This window comes from Phenylobacterium sp. Root1290, from assembly GCF_001425305.1.
In the GTDB taxonomy this organism is placed as follows: domain Bacteria; phylum Pseudomonadota; class Alphaproteobacteria; order Caulobacterales; family Caulobacteraceae; genus Phenylobacterium.
In genome coordinates this window covers 735,231-755,829 of sequence record NZ_LMEE01000002.1, presented here as the reverse complement: position 1 = coordinate 755,829, position 20,599 = coordinate 735,231, and the positions used below count along the sequence as shown (strand labels likewise).

The window sequence follows — 20,599 nt, the reverse complement described above, 5'->3', positions numbered from 1 at the left end:
GCGCGGGAAGCGGAGACAGCAAAAAGCCCTCCGGCGGTTCACGCCGAAGGGCTTCTCGAATGCTCAGTGAGTCTGTCGACTCAAACGGCCTCAAGCCAGCGCGGCGCGAACCTTGTCGGCGATGGCCTTGAACCCGGTGGGATCGTTACCCGCGATGTCCGAGAGGACCTTGCGGTCGATTTCGATCCCGGCCTTGTCCAGGCCGAAGATAAACTGCGAGTAGGTGAAGCCTTCCAGGCGAGCCGCAGCGTTGATCCGTTGGATCCACAGCGAGCGGAAGTTGCGCTTGCGGACCTTGCGGTCGCGATACGCGTACTGGCCGGCCCGATCCACGGCCGCCTTGGCGGCGCGGATGGTGTTCTTGCGGCGCCCGTAGAAGCCCTTGGCTTGCTCGAGAACCTTCTTGTGCTTGGCGTGGGCGACAACGCCCCGTTTCACGCGAGCCATCTGTCAGTTCTCCTTAAAGGCCGTAGGGGAGCCAAAGCTTGACGATCTTCGTGTCAGCTTCGCTCATCACCTTGGTGCCACGGTTCTGACGGATGTACTTGGCGCTGTGGCTGATCAAGCGGTGACGCTTGCCGGCCACGCCGGCCTTCAGCTTGCCGTTCGCGGTCAGCTTGAAGCGCTTTTTCACGCCCGATTTGGTCTTCAGTTTGGGCATTTCTCTGCGGAGCCTCGCGACCCCGTCCTCTGGCGTATTGATGAGCCGCCCTGGCATGCCTGTGGCCAGACGACTCCGAAGAGCGGGGCGTTTACGCGAAAGGGTGAGCGAAGGCAAGGCTTTGAGTCCGCCTGCGGCGACTCGCGCGAGGCTGCGGTATAGACTTCGGCGGCGGTCAGCAACGAGGCTCTCATGGCGTCCACTCCCGCTCCGCAAGCCGCCGCGCCGCGCCGTCGGCGCATGCTCGGGACCTTCGTCGCCCGGCCGCGGTTGCTGGGCGCGGTGGGTGCGGGGGGGCTGGTCTGGGCCGGTTGCCTGCTGATTCCCAACAGCTTCAGCCTCGTCACCGCCGCGATCCTGGCCTGGGACGCCACCTGCCTGACCTTCATCGGCCTGGCCATCGCGATGATGTGGGGCGCCGACCCGGCCCGCATGCGCGCGGTCGCCGCCACCCAGGATCAGGGCCAGGGGGTGATTCTCGCCCTGGTCATCGCCGCCGCCGCCGCCAGCATCTGGGTGATCGCCAAGGAACTGTCGGCCGCCAAGGACGACGTCGGCCTCATCAAGGGCCTGCGCGTCGCCCTGGTGTTCGCCACCGTCGCCGCGTCCTGGTTCATGGTGCAGCTGATCTTCGCTCTGCATTACGCGCACGAGTACTACGCCCCCGACGACGACACGCCGCGCGACGCCGGCGGTCTGCTGTTTCCGGGCGGAGAGCTGCCGGACTACTGGGACTTCCTGCACTTCTCGGTGGTCATCGGCGTGGCCTGCCAGACGGCGGACGTCTCCTTCACCTCCAAGGCGCTGCGCCGTATCGGCACGCTCCACGGCGTCGTCGCCTTCACCTTCAACACCGTGGTGCTGGCCCTGACGATCAACCTGCTGGCCGGCCTGTTCTAGGGCGCGGGGACCGGGCCGTCCTCGGTCATCGGCGCCGCGGCCGCCGGATCGGTCAGGATCACGCCGACCGACGCGGCGATGATCAGGCCGATCGCCAGCCACTGCGATAGCGCCAGGTGCTCGCCCAGGATCGCCAGGCCGGCCAGGGCGCCGGCCGCGGGCTCCAGGCTCAGCATCACCCCGAAGCTGCGCTTGGGGATGCCGCGCAGGGCGATCATCTCCAGCGAGTAGGGGATGGCGCTGGAGACGATGGCCACCACCAGCCCCAGCCCCAGCAGCGCCGGGTTGAACAGCGTCGCTCCCGCCTCGACCAGGCCGAACGGCACGACGACCAGCGCCGCCGTGCTCATGCCCAACGCCACCGATTGCCCGGCGGGGAGGTGCCCGGTCCGCTTGCCCAGGATGATGTACAGCGCCCAGAACACCGCCGCCGCGCCCGCAAAGGCGACGCCGACCGGATCGAGGGCATGGCTCGCATCGCGCAGCGGCAGGAGCAGCAGCAGTCCCAGTCCGGCCAGCCCGATCCACAGGAAGTGGATCAACCGGCGCGAATGGATCAGCGCCAGGCTCAGCGGTCCGATGAATTCGATGGCGATGGCCAGGCCCAGCGGAATGGTGCGGATCGCCATGTAGAAGCTGAGGTTCATCAGCCCCAGCACCGCGCCGTACAGGGCCAGTCGCATCAGGTCGTCGCGCGAGAGCTTCGTCCGCCAGGGCCGCCAGATCAGGCACAGCAGCAGCGCCGAGAACCCCACCCGATACGCGGTCGCGCCCTGCGCCCCGACCAGCGGGAACAGTTGCTTGGCGAAGGACGTGCCGACGCACAGAGAGACGATCGCCCCGATCAGCGCCGCATAGGGCGTCAGGGCGCGCAGCATCGGCGCGGTCGGGAAAGCCTGGGACATGGCGCGGAACCTAGCGGAACCACCCCCTGCGCGTCACGCGGGCCGCGGCATCCGCTTGAGGATCTGCAGCGCCATCACCACCGCCGGGATGATCAGGATCGCCGTCACCACGAACGCCGCGCCCGGATCGACCAGCGAGAACAGCTGGCCGGCGAAGATCGGGCCGCCGATCCGCGCCAGGGCCATGTTCGACATGTTGAGTCCCATGGTCTCGCCCTGTCGCTCCGGCGGCGCGGCCTGCGAGATCAGCGCCGTCAGGCAGGGGAAGCAGATCGACTGTCCGAAGCAGACGAACGCGAACCCGACCATGGCCACCGGCCAGTTGGGCGAGAGGAACTGGAAGATCATGCCGATCCACATGGCCGCCAGCCCGGCGGTGAGGACCAGCGCCTCGCCGTGGCGGCGCACCAGCGCGCCGGTCACCACCGCCTGGCAGAACGCGCCCAGGACGCCGATGCCCATGAAGGCGAAGCCGATCTCGCGCGGGCCCCAGTTGAAGCGGTGCTCGGTCCACAGGCCGTAGGTCGCCTCGATCCCGGCGAAGCCTGAGATCACCACGAAGCTGATCAGCATCACCCGCAGGATGATCGGGTGCGCCAGCGAGACACGCAGCACCTCCATGCGGTTGGGCTGCGGACCCTTGTGCCGCTCGGGCCGGCTCTCGCGGACGAAGGCGAACACCGCCAGCGCCGACAGCAGGCCAAAGCCCGCCGCCGCGAACAGCGGGATCTGGAAGCCGAAAGTCCCCAGCTCGGGATGGGCCAGCAGGCCGCCGATCGCCGGGCCGACCATGAAGCCGAGCGAGAAGGCTGAGCCCATCAGCCCCATCTTGGCCGCGCGCTCCTCGGGCCGGGTGATGTCGGCCAGCGATCCCTGCAGCGTCGAGATGTTGCCCGACAGGAAGCCGCCGACGAACCGGGCCAGGAAGGCCAGCCAGATGGTCGGGGCGAAGGCCAGCGCCACATAGGCCAGCGCGCCGCCGGCGATGGTCACCATCAGCACCGGCCGCCGGCCGATGCGGTCGGACATCCGGCCCCAGAACGGCTCGCCCAGGAACTGGCCGAACGAGAAGGCCGAGAACAGGATGGCGATCTGCCAGGCGGGCGCGTTCAGCGCCTTGCCGAAGAACGGCAGCAGCGGGATCACCAGGCCAAAGCCGGCGATGTTCAGGAAGATCACCGACAGCAGGACGATCAGGGCCCGCCGATCGCCCGCGGGCGGTGGCGGGGCCTGGCTCATGGCTGTTCCGCCGACTGGGCCTGCTGCGCCGCCAGGTGGGCCTTGGCGCGCCTCCCGGCCGATAGGGCCAGGAAGATCGCCGGCGCCACCACCATGGCGGCGATAATGAATGGCCCGTTCAAATAGGACTCGAACACGAAGCCGGCCGTGATCGGCCCGACCACGCGGGCGGCCGCGCCGCAGGCGTTGTTCAACCCCAGGATCTGGCCCTGCTTATGTGGATCGGCGGTGCGCGAGATCAGCGCCCCGACGTTGGGATACGCCACCGATTGGCCGACGGCGGTGAAGCACATCAGGGCGATGGTCATCGGTCCGCCTGTCGAGACGGTCTGCAGCAACGCGCCGATGACGGTCATGCTCATGCCGACGGCCAGCATCGGGCCCTCGCCGAACCGTTCGGACATCTGGCCGGTGACCAGCGTCTGGGTCAGGAACGCGGCCATGCCGACGAAGGCGAAGCAGACGCCGATGTCCCGCGGCTCCCATCCGAAGCGCGCGTTGGACCACGGCCCGAACATCGATTCGATCCCGGTGAAGGCGAAGCCGACCAGGAAGGTCAGCAGCATCAGCCGGCCGATCACCGGATGGCTGACGGCCTCGCCGATCGCCGACCAGCGGCTGGGGCGATCGGTGATGCTGGTGTCGCGGATGCGGCTCTCGCGGATGAAGAGCATGATCGCGATCACGCAGAGCAGGGCCAGGCCCGAGGCGATGAACAGCGGGATGCGGAAGCCGGTCGGGCCGGCCCCCGTATGGACGAACAGCCCGCCGACGGACGGGCCGACGATCAGGCCGACGTTCCAGGCCGCGCTCTGGTACGACATCTGCCGGGCCCGCTTCTCGGGCGGCGTCACGTCGGCCAGGTAGCCCTGCACCACCGCGCCGTTGCCGGCAGCCAGCCCGCCGACCAGCCGGATCGCGAACGCGACCCAGATGTTCGGGGCGAAGGCCAGGGCCAGGTAGCAGAGGCAGTTGCCGGTGATCGTCGAGATCAGCAGCGGCTTGCGGCCGTACTTGTCGGACAGTCGGCCCCAGAAGGGCTCGCCGAAGAATGCGCCCACCGAATAGGCCGCGAAGATCAGCCCGATCTGCCAGCCAGGCGCATTGAACGACTTGGCGTAGAAGGGCAGCAACGGGACGATGATCCCGAAGCCGAGCATATTGATGAAAATAACGGCGATCAGGGAGGGCGCCGCCCAGCGGGACGGAGCCTTCCCCCGCGGCGCGGTGTCGGTCATGTGAGCGCTGTTAAGCGGACACGCGGTACGCCGCAAGTCCGAGTTGGGCGCTTGGTTGTTGTCGCGCGCAGATGCGGCTCCTAGGCCGCAGTATGCTCCTCAACCGTGACGCTTCATGGAGACTTGAGGGGAGGCGAATGGCGCCGCTGATCAGGCCTGCCGGCCGAACAGCGTGCTCAGCAATCGCGTCTGGCTCTCGGCGATCTCCATGCGGCGCCGGCCCGGCGGTGCGAAGCGGGTGCGCTGGATCGCGCCGGACATGGCCGTCGAGAAGACGAAGGCGTCCAGCCGGTCGACCTGCAGTCCCTGGGCCCGCAGCCAGACGATCGAGGTGGCGCCCCGGGTCGCCCGCAGTTCGCGCGCGATCGGAGACAGCGAGGGTTCGCGCGCCGAGGACAGCTGCAGCGCTTCCATCGCCCGCACCCGCCAGGCCGCCCGCTCGCCGTCGTCCTCCAGCGTCCCGCCCAGAAGGGTCTGGTCCGCGCCGCTCGCCGCCAGCGCCTGTGCGCTGACCTGCCGGTGCAGCTCGTGAAAGGCGGCTGAGACCAGGTCGGCCTTGGTGCGGAAGAAGTAGGTCGTGGCCGCCAGCGACAGGCCGGCGCCCGCCGCCACGTCGCGCTGGGTCAGCCGATCGGCGCCCTTCTCGGCGATGATCCGCAGCGCCGCATCGAGCAACTTGCGCGCGCTGTCGCCCACCGGCGCCTCGCCGCTCAGTCGCTCGGCTGCGCCCAGCGGCCGCTCGGGCAGCGGCCCCGGAACCTGCCCCAGCATCCGCGCATGCGCGCGGTTCGCGGAATCGACGATCCACGGCGCCTTCACAGCCACCGGCTCGTCGCTGAGCAGCAGCTGCGTCAGCCCGATCGCCAGGTCCGACCAGATGGCCGCACGATCGGCGTTCTCGCCCAGGGCCAGGGCCACATCGCGCCAGAAGCGATCGGTTGCGGCGTTCTGTCGTCCCAGCCGCGCCGACAGCGCCGCGCTGTCTCCCGCCTCGGCCTGGATCTCGAACTCGGCCAGCAACAGCGTCCAGGTGCGGAACGCAGTGACCCGGTCGCCGATGATCGCCGCCATCGCTCCGGCCGGTGAGAGCCAGGCCGGCGCCCCGGCCTCGTCGCTCACATCGGCCAGCCGCTGCGCGCACCAGTCACGGGCCGCCTGCGCGGCATGATCCAGCACATGCTCCAGCAGCCGCTCGCGTCCGCCGAGGTGATAGTTGAGCGCCGACGGACTGGCGCCGGCGCGTTCGGCCAGGGCGCGCGCGCTGAGCGCCGGCAGGCCTTCCTCTCGCGCGAGATCGACGCCCGCGGCGATCAGGCGTTCGGCCGTGCCCCCCATCAACTCCCGCATCGGCTCGGTCATGTCCGCACCTTGGCCAGCCTGCAACCCCGATGCGGTGTACAATCGTTCAATTCCGGTCTGCCTTGCTTACGTGCCTGGCCCCTGAATATCGAGAATAAGTCCTTGATCGCCAGTGGTTTGCGAAACTGTCGCGAAAACTTGCGCGAAGCTTCACCCTGTACAACTGTTCGAATTGCTATCGGCGGCCTCCGTAAGGGACACCCAGGGGGACGCCATGTTCAGACCTTCCGCCCGGCTCATGCGAGCCGCGCTGCTTGCCACTACGGCGCTCGCGGCGGCGCCGGCCGTTGCTTGGGCCGACGATGACGTGGCCGCCGTCGAGGAGGTCGTGGTCGTCGCCAGGCCGATCCTCGACGCCCAGGCCGCCGCCATCGCCCAACAGCGCGAAGCCGACAACATCGTCAGCATCGTCGCCGCCGACGCCGTCGGCCGCTTCCCCGACCAGTCGGCCGCCGCCGCGCTCTCGCGCGTTCCCGGCGTCGCCATCGAGCGCGACCAGGGCCAGGAGCGCTACGTCCAGCTGCGCGGCGCGCCCGAGCGGTGGACCGTCGTGGCCGTCGACGGGATGAACATCCTCGGCGCCGAGGAGCGGCTGTTCCGCTTCGACTCGGTGCCGGCGGTCGTGATCTCCAGTCTGGAGATCAACAAGACCCTGACCCCCGACCAGCCGGCCGAAGCGCTGGCCGGCCGCATCAACATCGTCACCGCCTCGCCCTTCGACCAGCGAGGCCTGAGCGTCTCGGGCGACGTGGGCTGGGGCCAGATGGAGCTCGGCGAAGGGCCGCAGCGGCAGGGCTCGGTGCGCCTGTCCTGGTCCAACGACAAGTTCGGCGTCACCGCGGCGCTGGCCCACTACCGCCGCAACCAGACGACCGACAACCGCGAGATCACCTGGAGCCGCGACGGCAACCTCGACACCCCGGACGACTTCTCGTTCCGCTCATATCAGCTGGAGCGCGAGAACAACGCCGGGCAGCTGGGGCTCGAATATCGCTTCGATAACGGCGACCGCATCTTCGCCAGCAGCCTGTACTCCGAGTTCATCGACCGCGAGCAGCGCAACCAGTACGACTTCCAGCTCTCGCGCGCCCTGACCCAGAGCCCCGCCAACCGCGGCGCCGACGCCGGCTTCGTCGATGGCGCGGGTTACACGTCCAGCTTCCAGTACGGCCGCTACTACGACGACACCTTCACCAACACGCTCGGCGGCGACCATACGTTTGGCGACCTCGGGGTCGAGTGGCGACTCAACTACACCCACACCGACGCCGGGATGAACCTGCCGCTCATCCAGCAGAACTTCGTGCTGCCCGCCAGCCGCCTGTCGCTGGTCTATGACGGCGCGACCAGCGGCATTCCGAACATGTCGCTCTATCGATCGGTTCCCGGGGCGGCGTTCACCCGCGGCGCGGCGCTGAGCGACCTGCCCCAGACCGGCTCGGCCGCCGACGTCCTGATCCCGATCAAGACCGAGACCAACACCGACGCCTGGACCGGCCAACTCGACGTCACCCGCGACTGGACCTCGTTCGGCGCCGAGGCGACCTTCTCGGCGGGCCTGAAGTACGACACCCGCAAGGCCCAGGGGAACACGTTCTCCGGCGTCCCCGGCGCGACGCCGGTGCTGCAGAGCTTTGGCGCCCAGACCGGTCTTGGCTGGAGCGCCGATCCGCACCTCGAGGCGGCGCAGTGGGACTCGGACTTCCAGCGCGGCTGGGGCGTGCGCCAGATGGAGAACATCGGGCTGCGCGCCAAGCTCGACGCGCTGCTCGCCGCCGCTCAGGCCCAGGGGCTGTACGACCCCGCCAAGGTCGTCCAGCCGCAAGACCGCTTCGACGTCTCGGAGGACATCCTCGCCGGCTACGTCCAGAACAAGTGGCGCACCGGCCCGTGGGAGATCCTCGCCGGCCTGCGCGTCGAGCATGTCGAACTGGAAAGCTCCGGGGCTGCGGCGGCCGGCGGCGCGCTCACCCCGTTGACGGTCGGCCAGGAGTACACCGACGTCTTCCCCAGCCTGCATATCAACTACGAGATCAACGAGGACCTGCAGGCGCGCTTCGCCGTGATCACCGGCATCGCTCGGCCCTCGTTCGGTGAGCTGCGCACCAGCGTCTCCATCAACGACGTCTCCGAGGTCGTCTCGGGCGGCAATCCGGACCTGAAGCCCGAGCGGGCCTGGGGGATCGATGCGGCCCTGGAGTGGTATCTGCCGGGCGCCGGCCTGGCCTCGGTCTCGGCCTTCATGCGCAAGGTCGACGACGTCCTCTTCGACGCGACCGCCACCATCCAGGACGACCGCTTCGACGCGCCCGGCTTCGACCGGACCGGCTACGACTACACCACGACGCTCAACGGTTCGGACGGCACGCTCAGCGGCGTCGAGTTCGCCTACCTGCAGCAGTGGCAGTTCCTGCCCGCGCCGTTCGACGGCTTCGGCTTCCAGGGCAACCTCACCCTGCTGGACGGCGACTTCAAGACGCCGGACGGCAAGACCTCGCGGTTCCCGGGCATGTCGGACGCCATCGCCAACGCCTCGATCTTCTATGAGAACTACGGCCTCTCCGCCCGCCTCAGCTACCAGTGGCGCGACGACTGGCTGGACGAGCCCAGCCCTGACGCCTCCAGCGACACCTACTGGTCGGCGACCGAGCAGCTCGACTTCTCGATCCGCTACCAGGTGCGCGACGGCCTGACCGTCTACTTCGACGCCAACAACCTCACGGACGAGATCGGTCAGCGCTACCAGGGCAACCCCTCGCGCCCGATCGAGACCGAAGGCGTCGGCCGCCGCTACATGGCCGGCCTGCGCTTCAACTTCTGATCCCGGAGACTCCCATGAAGCGCATCCTGCTGCCCCTGCTCGCCCTGCCGTTGCTGACCGCCGCCGCTCCGCCGCCGGCGGTCACCGCGGCCGACGTCCGCTGGAACGCCGGCGTCTACGAGGTCACCTGGGCTACGGCCAAGCCAGGCGCCCCGGTCGACGTCTATGTCTCGGCCGATCCGCTCGCCGCGCCCAAGGCGATGAAGAAGCTGGCCGACAACGACACCGACGGCGCCGAGGCCTTCCGCGATCCGCTGGGGGCGGGCGTGCGGCCTTACTTCTACGTCCGCGCCGACGCTGCGCCGACAGGCGTCCGCATCGGCACGCGGGTGATTCCGCTGAGCGGCGCCAGCAACTTCCGCGACGTCGGCGGCTATCCGACCAAGGACGGCCACCGCGTGAAGTGGGGCCAGGTGTTCCGCTCCAACGCGCTCTCGGAGCTGACTCCGGCGGACTACAAGACCGTCGATGGTCTGGGCGTCCGGTTGATCTGCGACCTGCGCACCGATCAGGAACGGCTCGCCCAACCGACCAAGTGGCAGGGGCGGCCGCCGGCCTTCCTCAACTCGCCGAAGGCCAACCTAGACTTCGACGCCAAGTCGTTGATGGGCGAGGGGACGCCGACCGCGGCCAAGGTCCGTGAGAACTTCATCGCCTTCTACCGCCAGACCCCAAAGGTCTACGCACCTGAGTACAAGGCCATGTTCGCGCGGATGAAGGCGGGCGACACGCCGATGCTCGTGCACTGCACGGCGGGCAAGGATCGCACCGGCGTCGGCTCGGCCCTCATCCTCACCGCGCTCGGCGTGCCGCGCAGCATCGTCGTCTCGGACTATGCGCTCAGCGAGAAGTATCAGCAGTCGACCATGCGCCAGCAGGCGGCCCGCGCCGACGATCCGGCCACCGCCGCCCTGGCCAAGCTGCCGCCAGAGGTCCTGACCGTGCTGATGCGCACCGAACCGGCCTACATCGAGGCGACCCTCGACGCGCTCGTCGCCGAGTACGGCTCGGTCGAGGGCTATCTCGACAAGGAGCTGGGTGTCAGCGCCGCCGACATCGCCGCCTTGCGCAAGCGCTACACCGAGTAGCGCCTGCCGCGACGCGCGCGCTGGCCCCGCAGCGCGCGCGTCGCTTCTTTCAGCCGTTCATGGCGCCTTGTGAGAGGCGCCGACATTTTCTATTGCTGGTCTCGCATCAAGAGTTGGGCGTCGCCCAACGCCAACCTGCTTCCCGAGCAAGGTGGCGCTCCCATTGGGGGGATGTGGCCGAGGCGGCAACGAACCGGGTGATCCGAACTCCGTCCCGCGCCGACTTCAAGTGCTGAGGACCGAGCATTGCCGATCAAGATTCCTGACGCCCTGCCTGCGCGCGCCACCCTCGAGGAGGAAGGCGTCATCGTCATGGCCGAGACCCAGGCGGCGCGCCAGGACATCCGGCCGCTGCGCATCGCGCTGCTCAACCTGATGCCGGACAAGCCCAAGACCGAGATCCAGTTCGCCCGCCTGCTGGGGGCCACCCCGCTTCAGGTCGAGCTCTCGCTGGTCCAACTGGCCAGCTACACGCCGCGCAATACGCCGCCCGAGCACCTGGCCGCCTTCTACCGGACCTGGGACCAGGTCAGGCACGAGCGTTTCGATGGCTTCATCGTCACAGGCGCGGCGGTCGAGACGCTGCCGTTCGAGCGGGTCGACTACTGGGACGAGCTGCGCAGGATCTTCGACTGGACGCAGGACCATGTGCACAGCGGCCTGAACATCTGCTGGGCCGCCCAGGCCGCGCTGCAGCACTTCCACGGGGTCGGCAAGCATGTGCTGGCGAACAAGCGCTCGGGCGTCTTCACCCATCGCCTCGTCGCGCCGGCCTCGCCGTACTTGCGCGGCCTTTCCGAGGAGGTCGATGTCCCGGTCTCGCGCTGGACCGAGGTGCGGCGCGATGAGTTGCCCAGCGGCGCAGGGCTCCAGGTGCTGCTGGAATCCGACGAGGCCGGCCTCTGCCTGGTCGAGGACCCGGCGCGGCGCGGACTGCACATGTTCAATCACCTGGAATACGACGCCACGACGCTCGCCGACGAGTTCGTGCGCGACCGCGCCAAGGATCCCGCCACCCCGCAGCCGCAGCACTACTTCCCGGGCGGCGACCCCGACCGCGCGCCGAAGAACCGCTGGCGCAGCCACGCCCACCTGCTGTTCGCCAACTGGATCAACGAGATCTATCGCACGACGCCCTACGACCCGCGCGACATCGGCGCCAAGGTCGGCTGACGGCGGAGGTCAGGCCCAAACGAAAACGGCCGCCCCGAAGGGCGGCCGTCTTGTCGTTCGCTCGATGTCGTCGAGCCTAGCGCGGGGCCAGGATCATGATCATCTGACGGCCTTCCATGCGCGGCTCGTACTCGACCTTGGCGACTTCGTCGAAGTCGGCCTTGACCTTCTGGAGCAGCTTCATCCCGAGTTCCGGGTGAGCCAGTTCGCGACCGCGGAAGCGCAGGGTGACTTTCACCTTGTCGCCTTCGTCGAAGAACCGGTGCATTGCCTTGGTCTTCACTTCGTAGTCGTGAATGTCGATGTTCGGACGGAGTTTGATCTCCTTGATCTCGACGACCTTCTGGCGCTTGCGGGCCTCGTTCTTCTTTTTCTGTTCCTGGAACTTGAACTTGCCGTAGTCCAGGATCTTGCAGACTGGCGGATCCGCATTGGGCACGATCTCGACCAGGTCGAGGCCAGCTTCCTCAGCGGCCTCCATGGCGCTCGACGTCGGCATCACGCCCTGCTTCTCGCCGTGCTGGTCGATAAGCAGAACCTTGGGGACGCGGATCTCATCATTGATGCGCGGTCCGTCTTTGACGGGCGGCGCCTGCATGGGGCGGCGAATAGGCTTTCGCTCCTAGAGCTGTTGAAACAGGTGTGGCCGGCAGCACGGGGCTCCGGTCAGGACGCCATATATGACGAAGGGGATGGTCCCAATCAAGCGGTGCTAGGGCTGAGGCAGCAAAGCATTCGCCGCCTGTAGGACCTCGGCCACAGACAGGTCGCTCAGCGCGCCCGACCGCAGGACGGTCACATGGCCGCGCGGAGCGGCCAGTTCCGGGTCTGAAGCGCTCGAAAACAGCACCACGGTCGGCGCGCCGGTGGCGGCGGCCAGATGCAGCGGGCCGGTGTCGTTGCCGACCACCAGCGCCGCCTTGGCGCCCAGCATGGCGACCTTGGCGAAATCGGTGCGGCCGGTCAGGTCGCGGACCTGGCCGACCTCGCGCTGGATCTGGCGGGCCAGGGCGCTTTCCTGCGGGCCGCCGATGATGACGATGTCGTAGCCGCGCTCGACCAGGATCTTGCCCAGCTGCCCGTAGCGCTCGGCCGGCCAGCGCTTGTCCAGCCGGTGGGCCGAACCGCCGGGCACGAACAGCGCATAGGGCTTTGGCCGCACGCCGCCCGGCACCGGGCGGGTCTGGCTGGGCTTGGGCAGCACCCACGACAGGTCGGGACCTGGCGCCGTGCCCGGTTCGGTCGGCGCGTCGGGCCAGATGCCGGCGTACTTCAGCTGGTCGGCATGGCGCTCCAGCGTGTGCATGCGGTTGCGGGCGGGATTCTTGTGCGGCAGCGAGCAGCCCGCCGCGATCCCCGACCATTCCGGCGGGAACGGCGAGAGCATGTGGAAGATCCGAGCCGACTGGGCCGAGGTCTGCAGGTCGTAGACCCGGTCGTACTTGGCCGCCTTGATCCGCTTGCGCAGCGCCAGCCACTCGCCCAGGCCCTCCGGCCGGCCGTCGGTCTCGACGGCGTTGAAATAGGGGCAGGCCTTGGCCAGGCTCTCGAACGGCGGCGTGGTCAGCAGCGTGATGTGCGCGCGCTTGTGCGCCTGGCGGATCTTCTTCATCGCCGCCAGCGCCAGCACGAAGTCGCCCAGGGCAGAGAGCTTGATGACCAGGATCTTCTTGATCTCGCGCGCCATCAGCCGCTGAACCCCGAATTGCGCGCGGCCAGCACCTGGGCGTAGGCGTCCAGGGTCGCATCGCACATGGCGTCGACCGAGTAGAGCCGGCGCGCGCGGTTCGCCGCCGCCTGGCCCATGGCCGCCAGCCGCGGCGCGCCCATTTCGATCGCCTTGTTCATCGCCACGGCCCAGGCGTCGGGGTCGTCGACCTTGACCAGCCAGCCGGTCTCGCCGTTCAGCACGGTCTCGGTGGTGCCGCCGTGGTCGGAGGCCAGCACCGGCTTGCCCATCACCTGCGGCTCGACGGCCGTGCGCCCGAAGGATTCCGGCTTGGTGGTCGGCAGCATGGCGATGTCGCAGATCTGGTAGGCGGCCGGCATGTCGTCGCAATGTCCGACCAGCCGCACGTATTCAGACAGCTCCGCCGCGACGATCGCCGCCTCGACTTCCTCGCGGTAGCCGGTGCGGCCCTGGTCGTCTCCTGCGAAGAGGATCAGGAAATTCTCGGTCCCCTGCGCGCGCATGCGCCTGGCGGCCTCGATGATCAGCAGGTGACCCTTGATCCGCGTCAGCCGGCCGGCCAGCAGCAGCTTGACGCGGCGGTCGCGGCTGTCGACGCTCCAGGCCTCGCGCAGCGCCTGCACGCGCTCGGGCGTCACCCAGCTCGGGTTGAAGCGCTCGAGGTCGATGCCGCGCGGGATCGACACGATCCTGGTCGGGTCGATCTGGTGCTCGGCCAGCACGTGGTCACGGGTGTAGTCGGAATTGGCGATCACCAGGTCGCCGCGCGTCATCACCGCGTTGTACCAGCGCTTGACGCTGTTCTTGGCGCCGTAGACGCCGTGATAGGTGGCCACGAACGGGGTCTTGGTCGCCTGCGCGGCCCACAGCGCCGAGAACGCCGGGGCCCGGCTGCGGGCGTGCACGATCGAGACCTTCTCCTTGCGGATCAGATCGACCAGCCGCGCGGCGTTGCCCAGCATCACCAGCGGGTTCTTGGTCTGCACGGGCATCTGGGCCAACCGCCCGCCATCGGCTTCCAGCCGTGCGGCCATGCGTCCGCCACGGGTCGCGACCAGGGCCTTGCCCCCTGCGCGCACGACCGCATTGGCCACGTCGATGGTGGTCTGTTCGGCCCCGCCGGTTTCGAGTTCCGGCACGACCTGCAGGAGAGTGAAGTCTGGGGGAAGCGTCACGGGGTTCTGCATAGCGCAAGCCTCGGTTTGGTAAACCCTCTGCGCGCGCTTAACGATGTCACATCCGCGCGTTATGACCTACCCATGGGTGAAACGAGCGGAATTCTGGAGCGCCCCGACGGCGCCAAGCTGGCCTGGCGGCGTGTGGCGGGCGCGGGCCCGACGGTGGTCTGGCTGGGCGGTTTCCGCTCCGACATGGCCGGAACCAAGGCCCAGGTGCTGGCCGACTGGGCGCTTGCCCGCGGCCGCGCCTATGTCCGCTTCGACTATTTCGGCCACGGCGAGTCGGACGGCGACTTCGCGGAAGGAACCATCACCCGCTGGCGCGAGGACGCCCTGGCGGTGCTGGAGGCGCTGGTCGAGGGGCCGGCCGTGCTGGTCGGATCGTCCATGGGCGGCTGGATCTCGTGCCTGGTCGCCGGCGCGGTCCCCGAGCGGATCAAGGCGCTGGTGCTGATCGCGCCCGCGCCTGACTTCACCGAGAAGCTGATGGCGCCGGAGATGACCGCCGCCGACCGCGCCCAGATGGAGGCGACCGGCGTCTGGCTGCGTCCGTCCGACTACGGAGAGCCCTATCCCATCGCCCGCCAGCTGCTGGAGGACGGCGCCCGCTGGTCGATCCTGCCCGGCCCGGTGAACATCGACGTCCCCGTGCGCATCCTGCAGGGCGGGGCCGACCCCGATGTCCCCTGGCGCCATGCCCTGGAGCTGGCCCAGGCGATTCGCGGCGAGGACGTGGTCTTCACCCTGGTCCGCGACGGCGATCATCGGCTGTCGCGGCCCCAGGACCTGGCGCGCCTCACCGCCGCCCTCGACGAGCTGCTCGCCTAGCCCATGGCGCAGATCCCCAGCTTCTGGGAGGCGGCCAGGGTCTGGGCCCGTATCGGCCTCCTCAGCTTCGGCGGACCGGCCGGCCAGATCGCCTTGATGCACAAGGTGCTGGTCGAGGAGCGCGGCTGGATCGGCGAGCGGCGTTTCCTGCACGCGCTCAACTACTGCATGCTGCTGCCCGGGCCCGAGGCCCAGCAGCTCGCCACCTATGTCGGATGGCTGATGCACCGCACCGCCGGGGGCCTGCTGGCCGGGCTGCTGTTCATCGTCCCCGGCGCCCTGGTGATGCTGGGGCTCAGCATCGCCTACGTCCTGCTGGGCGCCACGCCGTTGGCCGCGGCGCTGTTCCTGGGCGTGAAGTCGGCGGTGCTGGCCATCGTGGTCGAGGCGGTGCTGCGCGTCGGCCGCCGGGCGCTGAAGACCCGCGCCGCCGTGCTCATCGCGCTGGCCGCCTTCCTGGCGCTCTACGTCCTGCGCATTCCGTTCCCGGTGGTGATCCTCGCCGCCGGGCTGTTCGGCTGGTTCGCGCCGGCGCTGATGTCGCCCCCGGTCCAGGCCGACGCGGCGCCGGACGCTCCCGATCTCGTCGACGCGGTGGTCGCCGCGGGCCAGGGCGGGCATCTGGCGCCTTCGCGCGGCCGCGCCCTGCGGGTGCTGGCGGTCTGGCTGCCGGTCTGGCTGGCGCCCGTCGCGGTGCTGTTCCTGGTGTTCGGCGAGGCCAGCGTCTGGACGCGGCTGGCCGGCTTCTTCTCGACCATGGGGGTCGTCACCTTCGGCGGCGCCTACGCCGTGCTCTCCTACGTCGCCCAGGCCGCCGTCGACGGCTTCGGCTGGCTGCAGCCCGGCGAGATGGCCGACGGCCTGGGCCTGGCCGAGACCACGCCCGGCCCGTTGATCCTGGTGCTGCAGTTCGTCGGCTTTCTGGCCGCCTACCGCCAGGCCGGCGATCTCGACCCGCTGCTGGCCGGAACCCTCGGCGCCCTGCTGACCACCTGGGTCACCTTCGCGCCCTGCTTCCTGTGGATCTTCCTCGGCGCGCCCTATGTCGAGGCCCTGCGCGGCCATCGCGCCGCCGCCGCCGCGCTCAGCGCCATCACCGCGGCGGTGGTCGGCGTCATCGCCAACCTCGCCCTCTGGTTCGGGCTGCACCTGCTGTTCGCCCAGGTCGTCCAGTTCGGCGGCTGGGGACCCGACGTCCCGGTGCTGGCCAGCTTCGACTGGCGTCCGGCCCTGCTGGCCGCCGCCGCCGGCGTCGCCATGCTGCGGTTCAAGGTCGGCCTGACCCCGACCCTGATCGCCTGCGCGCTGGGCGGGCTTGTACTGGGGTCGCTCTAGCCTTCGGCGGCCAGGATCGCCGCCAGCCCCTCGCGATAGGTCGGATAGGCCAGCCGCCAGCCCAGCTCGGCCTTGGCCCGCGCGTTCGAGACGCGCCGGTTCTCGCGATAGAACCGCTGCGCCTTCACGGGCAGGGCGTCGATGTCCAGCGGCGTCAGCGGCGGGGCGGGCAGGCCCAGCAGCGCCGCCGCATGGGCGATCACCTCGCTGTTCGCCGCGGGCGCATCGTCGACCAGGTTGTAGATCCCGCCGGCCCGCGGCCGCGCGATCGAGGCTTCCAGGCCCGCGGCCAGGTCGTCCACATGCACGCGCCCGACCACATGCCCCGGCGCGTCGTAGCGCTTGGCCCGGCCTTCGCGCAGCCGGTCGAACGCCGAGCGGCCCGGCCCATAGATCCCCGGCAGCCGGTGCACGGTCAGCGTCAGCCCCATCCCGCGCGCGACCTCCAGCCAGTCGCGCTCGGCCGCCACGCGGCGTGCGCCTTCGAGCGACTGCGCCGCCAGCCGGCTGTCCTCGAACGCCCAGCCGCCGCGCCGGTCGCCATAGACGCCGGTGGTCGAGAGGTAGCCGATCCAGTCGGGGAAGGCGCCCGCCTTGGCCAGGGCCGGAACCAGCACCTGCAGCGCCGGGCAGCCTTCCGGGCCCGGCGGCGGGGTCACCAGCACCGCCTGCGCGTCGCTCAGCCGCGCGGCGATGGCGTCCTTGTCCTCGGCGGCCACCGCATCGACGCCCTCGGCGCGCATCGCCTCGCCGTCGGCGGGGTTGCGATAGGTGGCGCTGACATCCCAGCCCTTGGCCCGCATCCGCCGCGCCAGCGTACGGCCCACGAACCCGTAGCCATAGATGAACAGGCGCACCCGGAACCGCCTACAGCAGCTCGGCGATCGCCTTGCGGGCGGCGTCGGCGAAGTCCGGGCGTTGCAGGGCGAAGGCGACGTTGGCCTTCAGGAGGCCGATCTTGTCGCCGCAGTCATAGGTGGTCCCGTCGTATTCCAGCGCGTGGAAGTCCTGGACCTTCATCAGCTCGGCCATGGAGTCGGTCAGTTGAATCTCGCCGCCCGAGCCTTTTCCCTGCCGCTCCAGCAGCGGGAAGATGTCCGGCTGCAGGATGTAGCGGCCCGAGATGATCAGGTTCGACGGCGCCGTGCCCGGCTTGGGCTTCTCGACCATGGCGGTCATGCGGTTCAGCCGGCCCTCACGCCCGTCCAGGGCGACGATGCCGTACTTGTGGGTCTCGCTCTCGGGCACGGGCTCGACGACCACGATGTTGCCGCCGACCTGGTCATAGGCGGCGACCGCCTGGGCCAGGGCCGGGGTCTGCGCGGCCATCAGCATGTCGGGCAGGATCACCGCGAACGGCTCGTCGCCGATGACGTCGCGTGCGCACCAGACCGCGTGGCCAAGGCCCAGCGGCGCCATCTGGCGGATGAAGCTCATCGAGCCGGGCGGCAGGATGTCTCGCCGCACCTCGGCCAGGACGTCGCTCTTGCCCTTGGCCTCCAGCGCGCCCTCGATCTCGGGATTGCCGTCGAAATAGTCCTCGATCGGACCCTGGCCGCGGCTGGTGATGAACACGAAGTGCTCGATGCCGGCGGCGCGCGCTTCCTCGACCACATAGGACAGGATCGGACGGTCGAAGACGTTCAGCAGGTTCTTCGGCGTCGCCCGCGCCACGGGCAGAACCCGCGTCCCCAGCCCGGCCACCGGCAACACCGCCTTGCGCACACGTTTGGTCATCCAAGCCCTCCCGCAATCCCCCGACCCATGACGGGACGCTCGATATTCAACGCCCAGTGTGACAGTCGAAGATGGACGCCAGGTTTCGGCGCCGGATTTCGACCAAGGTCACGCTCGCACGGTGGAAGAGCTTTTCAACCGATAGAGTTGCCTGAAAGCTAAAGTTTGTATGTGGACCATTCTGCTCAAGCTGGGCTTGGCGCGCTACTGTACAGGTGTTTCGTGATCGGCCGGCCGGAACTCACGAGGCCGTGAACGGTTCATCGCACGCCACCAGCACTTCGAACAAAGGGCTCTCCAATGAAACTTCGCACCTTTTCCGCGCTCGCCGCCGCCTCGGCGCTCGCCCTGACTCTGGCCGCCTGTGGCCAGAAGGCCGAGGAAGCGACCCCGGTTCAGGACACCGCGGTGACCCCGCCGGTCGACAGCATGGCCGCCACGCCGCCGGCTGACACCATGACCGCGACCCCGCCCGCCGGTTCGATGGCGACCACCCCTCCGGCCGACGCGATGACGGCGACCCCGCCGGCCACGGGCAGCATGGCGACCACGCCGCCGGCCGGGTCGGAAGTCGCGCCGGCCACCCCGCCGGCCAAGTAGGCCGCTACTCGACGGTCACCGACTTGGCCAGGTTGCGCGGCTGGTCGACATCCGCGCCCTTCTGGACGGCCACGTGATAGGCCAGCAGCTGGATGGGCGCGGAGAAGACCAGCGGCGCGATCAGCGGGTCGCACTTGGGCGCGGTCACCACCACGCGGGCGCCCGCCGGGGCGCTTCGCTCGCCTTCCGGGTCGGTGATGAAGACGACCTGTCCGCCGCGGGCCATGACCTCGCTCATGTTCGAGGCTGACTTCTCGAAGTAGCTGTCGAAGGGGGCCAGGATCACGATCGGCGTGGCCTCGTCGACCAGTGCGATGGGACCGTGCTTCAGTTCGCCGGCGGCATAGCCCTCGGCGTGGATATAGCTGATTTCCTTGAGCTTCAGCGCGCCTTCCAGCGCCAGCGGGTACATCGGTCCGCGGCCCAGATAGAGCACGTCGCGGGCCTTCGACACCTCGACCGCAATGGCCCTGACGGCGTCTTCGAGGTTGATGGATTCGGCGATCAGGCGCGGCGCTTCCAGCAGCACGCGGACCAGACGGTTCTCTTCGGCCTCGTCGATCTTGCCGCGCGCCCGGGCGGCGGCGACGGCCAGCGCGGTCAGCATGCTGACCTGGGCGGTGAAGGCCTTGGTGGAGGCGACCCCGATCTCAGGGCCGCAATGGATCGGCCAGATTACGTCGGCCTCGCGGGCGATGGTGGACTCCACCGTGTTGACCAGCGCTGCGCTCTGCATGCCTGCGGCCTGGCAGTAGCGGAAGGCGGCCAGGGTGTCGGCGGTCTCGCCCGACTGCGAGATGGCGATGGCCAGCGAACCCGGACGCAGGGCAGGCTCGCGATAGCGGAATTCCGAGGCGACCTCGACGTCGACCGGCAGGTCGGCCATCCGCTCGATCAGGTACTTGCCCAGCATGCCGGCGATGTAGGCCGTGCCGCAGGCGACGATCTGGATGCGCTCCAGCTTGGAAAAGTCGATGTCCCCTGGGATCGTGGTGCGGTCGGTCAGGGTGTCCACATAGGCCGCGATGGTGCGTTGCACGCCCTCCGGCTGGTCGTGGATCTCCTTTTCCATGAAGTGGCGGTAGTTGCCCTTCTCCATGACCGCGGCCGAGGCCGCCAGGATCTTGATCGGCCGGTCGGCAGGCGCGCCGCTGGCGTCGAAGACCTTCGCGCCGTCGTGGTCGATCATCACGTAGTCGCCGTCGTCCAGATAGGCGACGCGGTTGGTGAACGGGCCCAGCGCCATGCCGTCGGAGCCGACGAACATCTCGCCGTCGCCATAGCCGACCGCCAGCGGCGGGCCGTTGCGCGCGCCCAGGATCACGTCGGTGTCGCCGCCGACCAGCACCGCCAGCGCATAGGCGCCGCTCAGCCGGTCCAGCGTCGCCTTGAAGGCGGCCAGCGGGTCCAGGCCGCTCTTCAGGTTCTCGTCGACCAGATGGGCGACCACCTCGCTGTCGGTGTCGCTGGAGAACACGCGGCCCTTGGCCTGCAGTTCGGCCTTCAACTCGGCGAAGTTCTCGATGATGCCGTTGTGCACCACCGCCACTCGGCCAGCGATGTGCGGGTGGGCGTTGCGCTCGGTCGGCGCGCCGTGGGTGGCCCAGCGGGTGTGGCCGATGCCGGTCGCCGCGACCATCGGGTCGCGCTCCAGCACCGCCTCCAACTCGCGCAGCTTGCCGGGCGCGCGGCGGCGCTCCAGCACGCCGTTCACCTGCGCGGCGACGCCGGCGCTGTCATAGCCCCGGTATTCCAGGCGCTTCAGGCTCTCGACCAGGCGCCCGGCCACGGGGGACTTGCCGACGATTCCGATGATGCCGCACATGCCGCGCAGTTCCTTTTGCCGC

19 protein-coding genes and 1 riboswitch are annotated in these 20,599 nt (G+C 69.2%); of the genes, 7 read left to right on the top strand and 12 right to left on the bottom strand.

Annotated elements, in window-relative coordinates:
* Positions 1-90 precede the first annotated feature (90 nt).
* Positions 91-447 carry a 50S ribosomal protein L20 gene (gene rplT, locus ASC79_RS13175; RefSeq protein ID WP_056017012.1) on the bottom strand — a complete coding sequence of 119 codons (357 nt, stop codon included), beginning with the start codon at positions 445-447 and terminating at the stop codon, positions 91-93.
* Positions 448-460: 13 nt separating this feature from the next.
* Positions 461-661 carry a 50S ribosomal protein L35 gene (rpmI, locus tag ASC79_RS13170; protein ID WP_056017009.1) on the bottom strand — a complete coding sequence of 67 codons (201 nt, stop codon included), beginning with the start codon at positions 659-661 and terminating at the stop codon, positions 461-463.
* 192 nt (positions 662-853) lie between these two features.
* Here rpmI and ASC79_RS13165 point away from each other — a divergent pair, with 192 nt between their 5' ends.
* Entirely contained in the window at positions 854-1,561 is a 708-nt protein-coding gene (locus tag ASC79_RS13165) for a DUF1345 domain-containing protein (RefSeq protein ID WP_082532098.1), read from the top strand.
* On the opposite strand, the gene ASC79_RS13160 is transcribed toward ASC79_RS13165, so the two are convergent.
* From ASC79_RS13160 to ASC79_RS13145, 4 genes are all read right to left on the bottom strand, one after another.
* Positions 1,558-2,466, bottom strand: coding sequence for a DMT family transporter (locus ASC79_RS13160; protein ID WP_056017003.1), 909 nt, complete (start codon positions 2,464-2,466; stop codon positions 1,558-1,560). The two genes, ASC79_RS13165 and ASC79_RS13160, sit on opposite strands and share 4 nt — an antisense overlap.
* Positions 2,467-2,499: 33 nt before the next feature.
* A complete protein-coding gene (locus ASC79_RS13155; RefSeq protein WP_056017000.1) occupies positions 2,500-3,705 on the bottom strand; it encodes an MFS transporter in 1,206 nt (401 codons plus the stop codon).
* Complete coding sequence (locus ASC79_RS13150; RefSeq protein ID WP_056016997.1) at positions 3,702-4,943, bottom strand: MFS transporter; 1,242 nt, start codon at positions 4,941-4,943, stop codon at positions 3,702-3,704. Before ASC79_RS13150 ends, ASC79_RS13155 begins: the two co-directional genes overlap by 4 nt.
* 150 nt (positions 4,944-5,093) lie before the next feature.
* The gene (locus ASC79_RS13145; protein ID WP_056016994.1) at positions 5,094-6,302 is read right to left on the bottom strand and encodes a TetR family transcriptional regulator; all 1,209 of its coding nucleotides are present in this window, start codon (positions 6,300-6,302) and stop codon (positions 5,094-5,096) included.
* A 214-nt stretch (positions 6,303-6,516) separates the two neighbouring features.
* Here ASC79_RS13145 and ASC79_RS13140 point away from each other — a divergent pair, with 214 nt between their 5' ends.
* From ASC79_RS13140 to metA, 3 genes are all read left to right on the top strand, one after another.
* Positions 6,517-9,123: a TonB-dependent receptor gene (locus ASC79_RS13140; RefSeq protein ID WP_082532097.1), complete on the top strand. Its 2,607-nt coding sequence runs from the start codon at positions 6,517-6,519 to the stop codon at positions 9,121-9,123.
* Between the two features lie 14 nt (positions 9,124-9,137).
* A complete protein-coding gene (locus ASC79_RS13135) occupies positions 9,138-10,211 on the top strand; it encodes a tyrosine-protein phosphatase (RefSeq protein WP_056016988.1) in 1,074 nt (357 codons plus the stop codon).
* A 98-nt stretch (positions 10,212-10,309) separates the two neighbouring features.
* Positions 10,310-10,414: riboswitch (SAM-I-IV-variant riboswitch) on the top strand.
* A 43-nt stretch (positions 10,415-10,457) separates the two neighbouring features.
* On the top strand, positions 10,458-11,384 hold the full coding sequence (gene metA, locus ASC79_RS13130; RefSeq protein WP_056016985.1) for a homoserine O-succinyltransferase: 927 nt from the start codon (positions 10,458-10,460) through the stop codon (positions 11,382-11,384).
* A gap of 76 nt (positions 11,385-11,460) precedes the next feature.
* On the opposite strand, the gene infC is transcribed toward metA, so the two are convergent.
* The 3 genes from infC to ASC79_RS13115 all read right to left on the bottom strand — a co-directional run bounded on the left by infC (position 11,461) and on the right by ASC79_RS13115 (position 14,249).
* Positions 11,461-11,982 (bottom strand): translation initiation factor IF-3, encoded by a 522-nt coding sequence (infC, locus tag ASC79_RS13125; protein WP_056016982.1) that lies wholly within the window; start codon positions 11,980-11,982, stop codon positions 11,461-11,463.
* A gap of 114 nt (positions 11,983-12,096) precedes the next feature.
* On the bottom strand, positions 12,097-13,071 hold the full coding sequence (locus tag ASC79_RS13120) for a glycosyltransferase family 9 protein (RefSeq protein WP_056016980.1): 975 nt from the start codon (positions 13,069-13,071) through the stop codon (positions 12,097-12,099).
* Entirely contained in the window at positions 13,071-14,249 is a 1,179-nt protein-coding gene (locus ASC79_RS13115) for a glycosyltransferase family 4 protein (protein WP_235528654.1), read from the bottom strand. Before ASC79_RS13115 ends, ASC79_RS13120 begins: the two co-directional genes overlap by 1 nt.
* Positions 14,250-14,333: 84 nt before the next feature.
* Here ASC79_RS13115 and ASC79_RS21100 point away from each other — a divergent pair, with 84 nt between their 5' ends.
* Positions 14,334-15,080, top strand: a complete 747-nt coding sequence (locus ASC79_RS21100; RefSeq protein ID WP_056016974.1) for an alpha/beta fold hydrolase — start codon at positions 14,334-14,336, stop codon at positions 15,078-15,080.
* A 3-nt stretch (positions 15,081-15,083) separates the two neighbouring features.
* Complete coding sequence (gene chrA, locus ASC79_RS21095; RefSeq protein WP_056016971.1) at positions 15,084-16,415, top strand: chromate efflux transporter; 1,332 nt, start codon at positions 15,084-15,086, stop codon at positions 16,413-16,415.
* Here chrA and ASC79_RS13100 read toward each other — a convergent pair.
* On the bottom strand, positions 16,412-17,272 hold the full coding sequence (locus tag ASC79_RS13100) for an SDR family oxidoreductase (protein ID WP_056016968.1): 861 nt from the start codon (positions 17,270-17,272) through the stop codon (positions 16,412-16,414). The genes chrA and ASC79_RS13100 overlap by 4 nt on opposite strands.
* A 10-nt stretch (positions 17,273-17,282) precedes the next feature.
* A complete protein-coding gene (locus ASC79_RS13095) occupies positions 17,283-18,152 on the bottom strand; it encodes a UTP--glucose-1-phosphate uridylyltransferase (protein ID WP_056016964.1) in 870 nt (289 codons plus the stop codon).
* Positions 18,153-18,452: 300 nt separating this feature from the next.
* Between ASC79_RS13095 and ASC79_RS13090 the strand changes: the two genes are divergently transcribed.
* Positions 18,453-18,752 (top strand): hypothetical protein, encoded by a 300-nt coding sequence (locus tag ASC79_RS13090; protein ID WP_056016961.1) that lies wholly within the window; start codon positions 18,453-18,455, stop codon positions 18,750-18,752.
* A gap of 4 nt (positions 18,753-18,756) precedes the next feature.
* Here ASC79_RS13090 and glmS read toward each other — a convergent pair whose 3' ends face one another.
* Positions 18,757-20,577, bottom strand: a complete 1,821-nt coding sequence (gene glmS / locus ASC79_RS13085; protein ID WP_056016958.1) for a glutamine--fructose-6-phosphate transaminase (isomerizing) — start codon at positions 20,575-20,577, stop codon at positions 18,757-18,759.
* Positions 20,578-20,599: the final 22 nt, after the last annotated feature.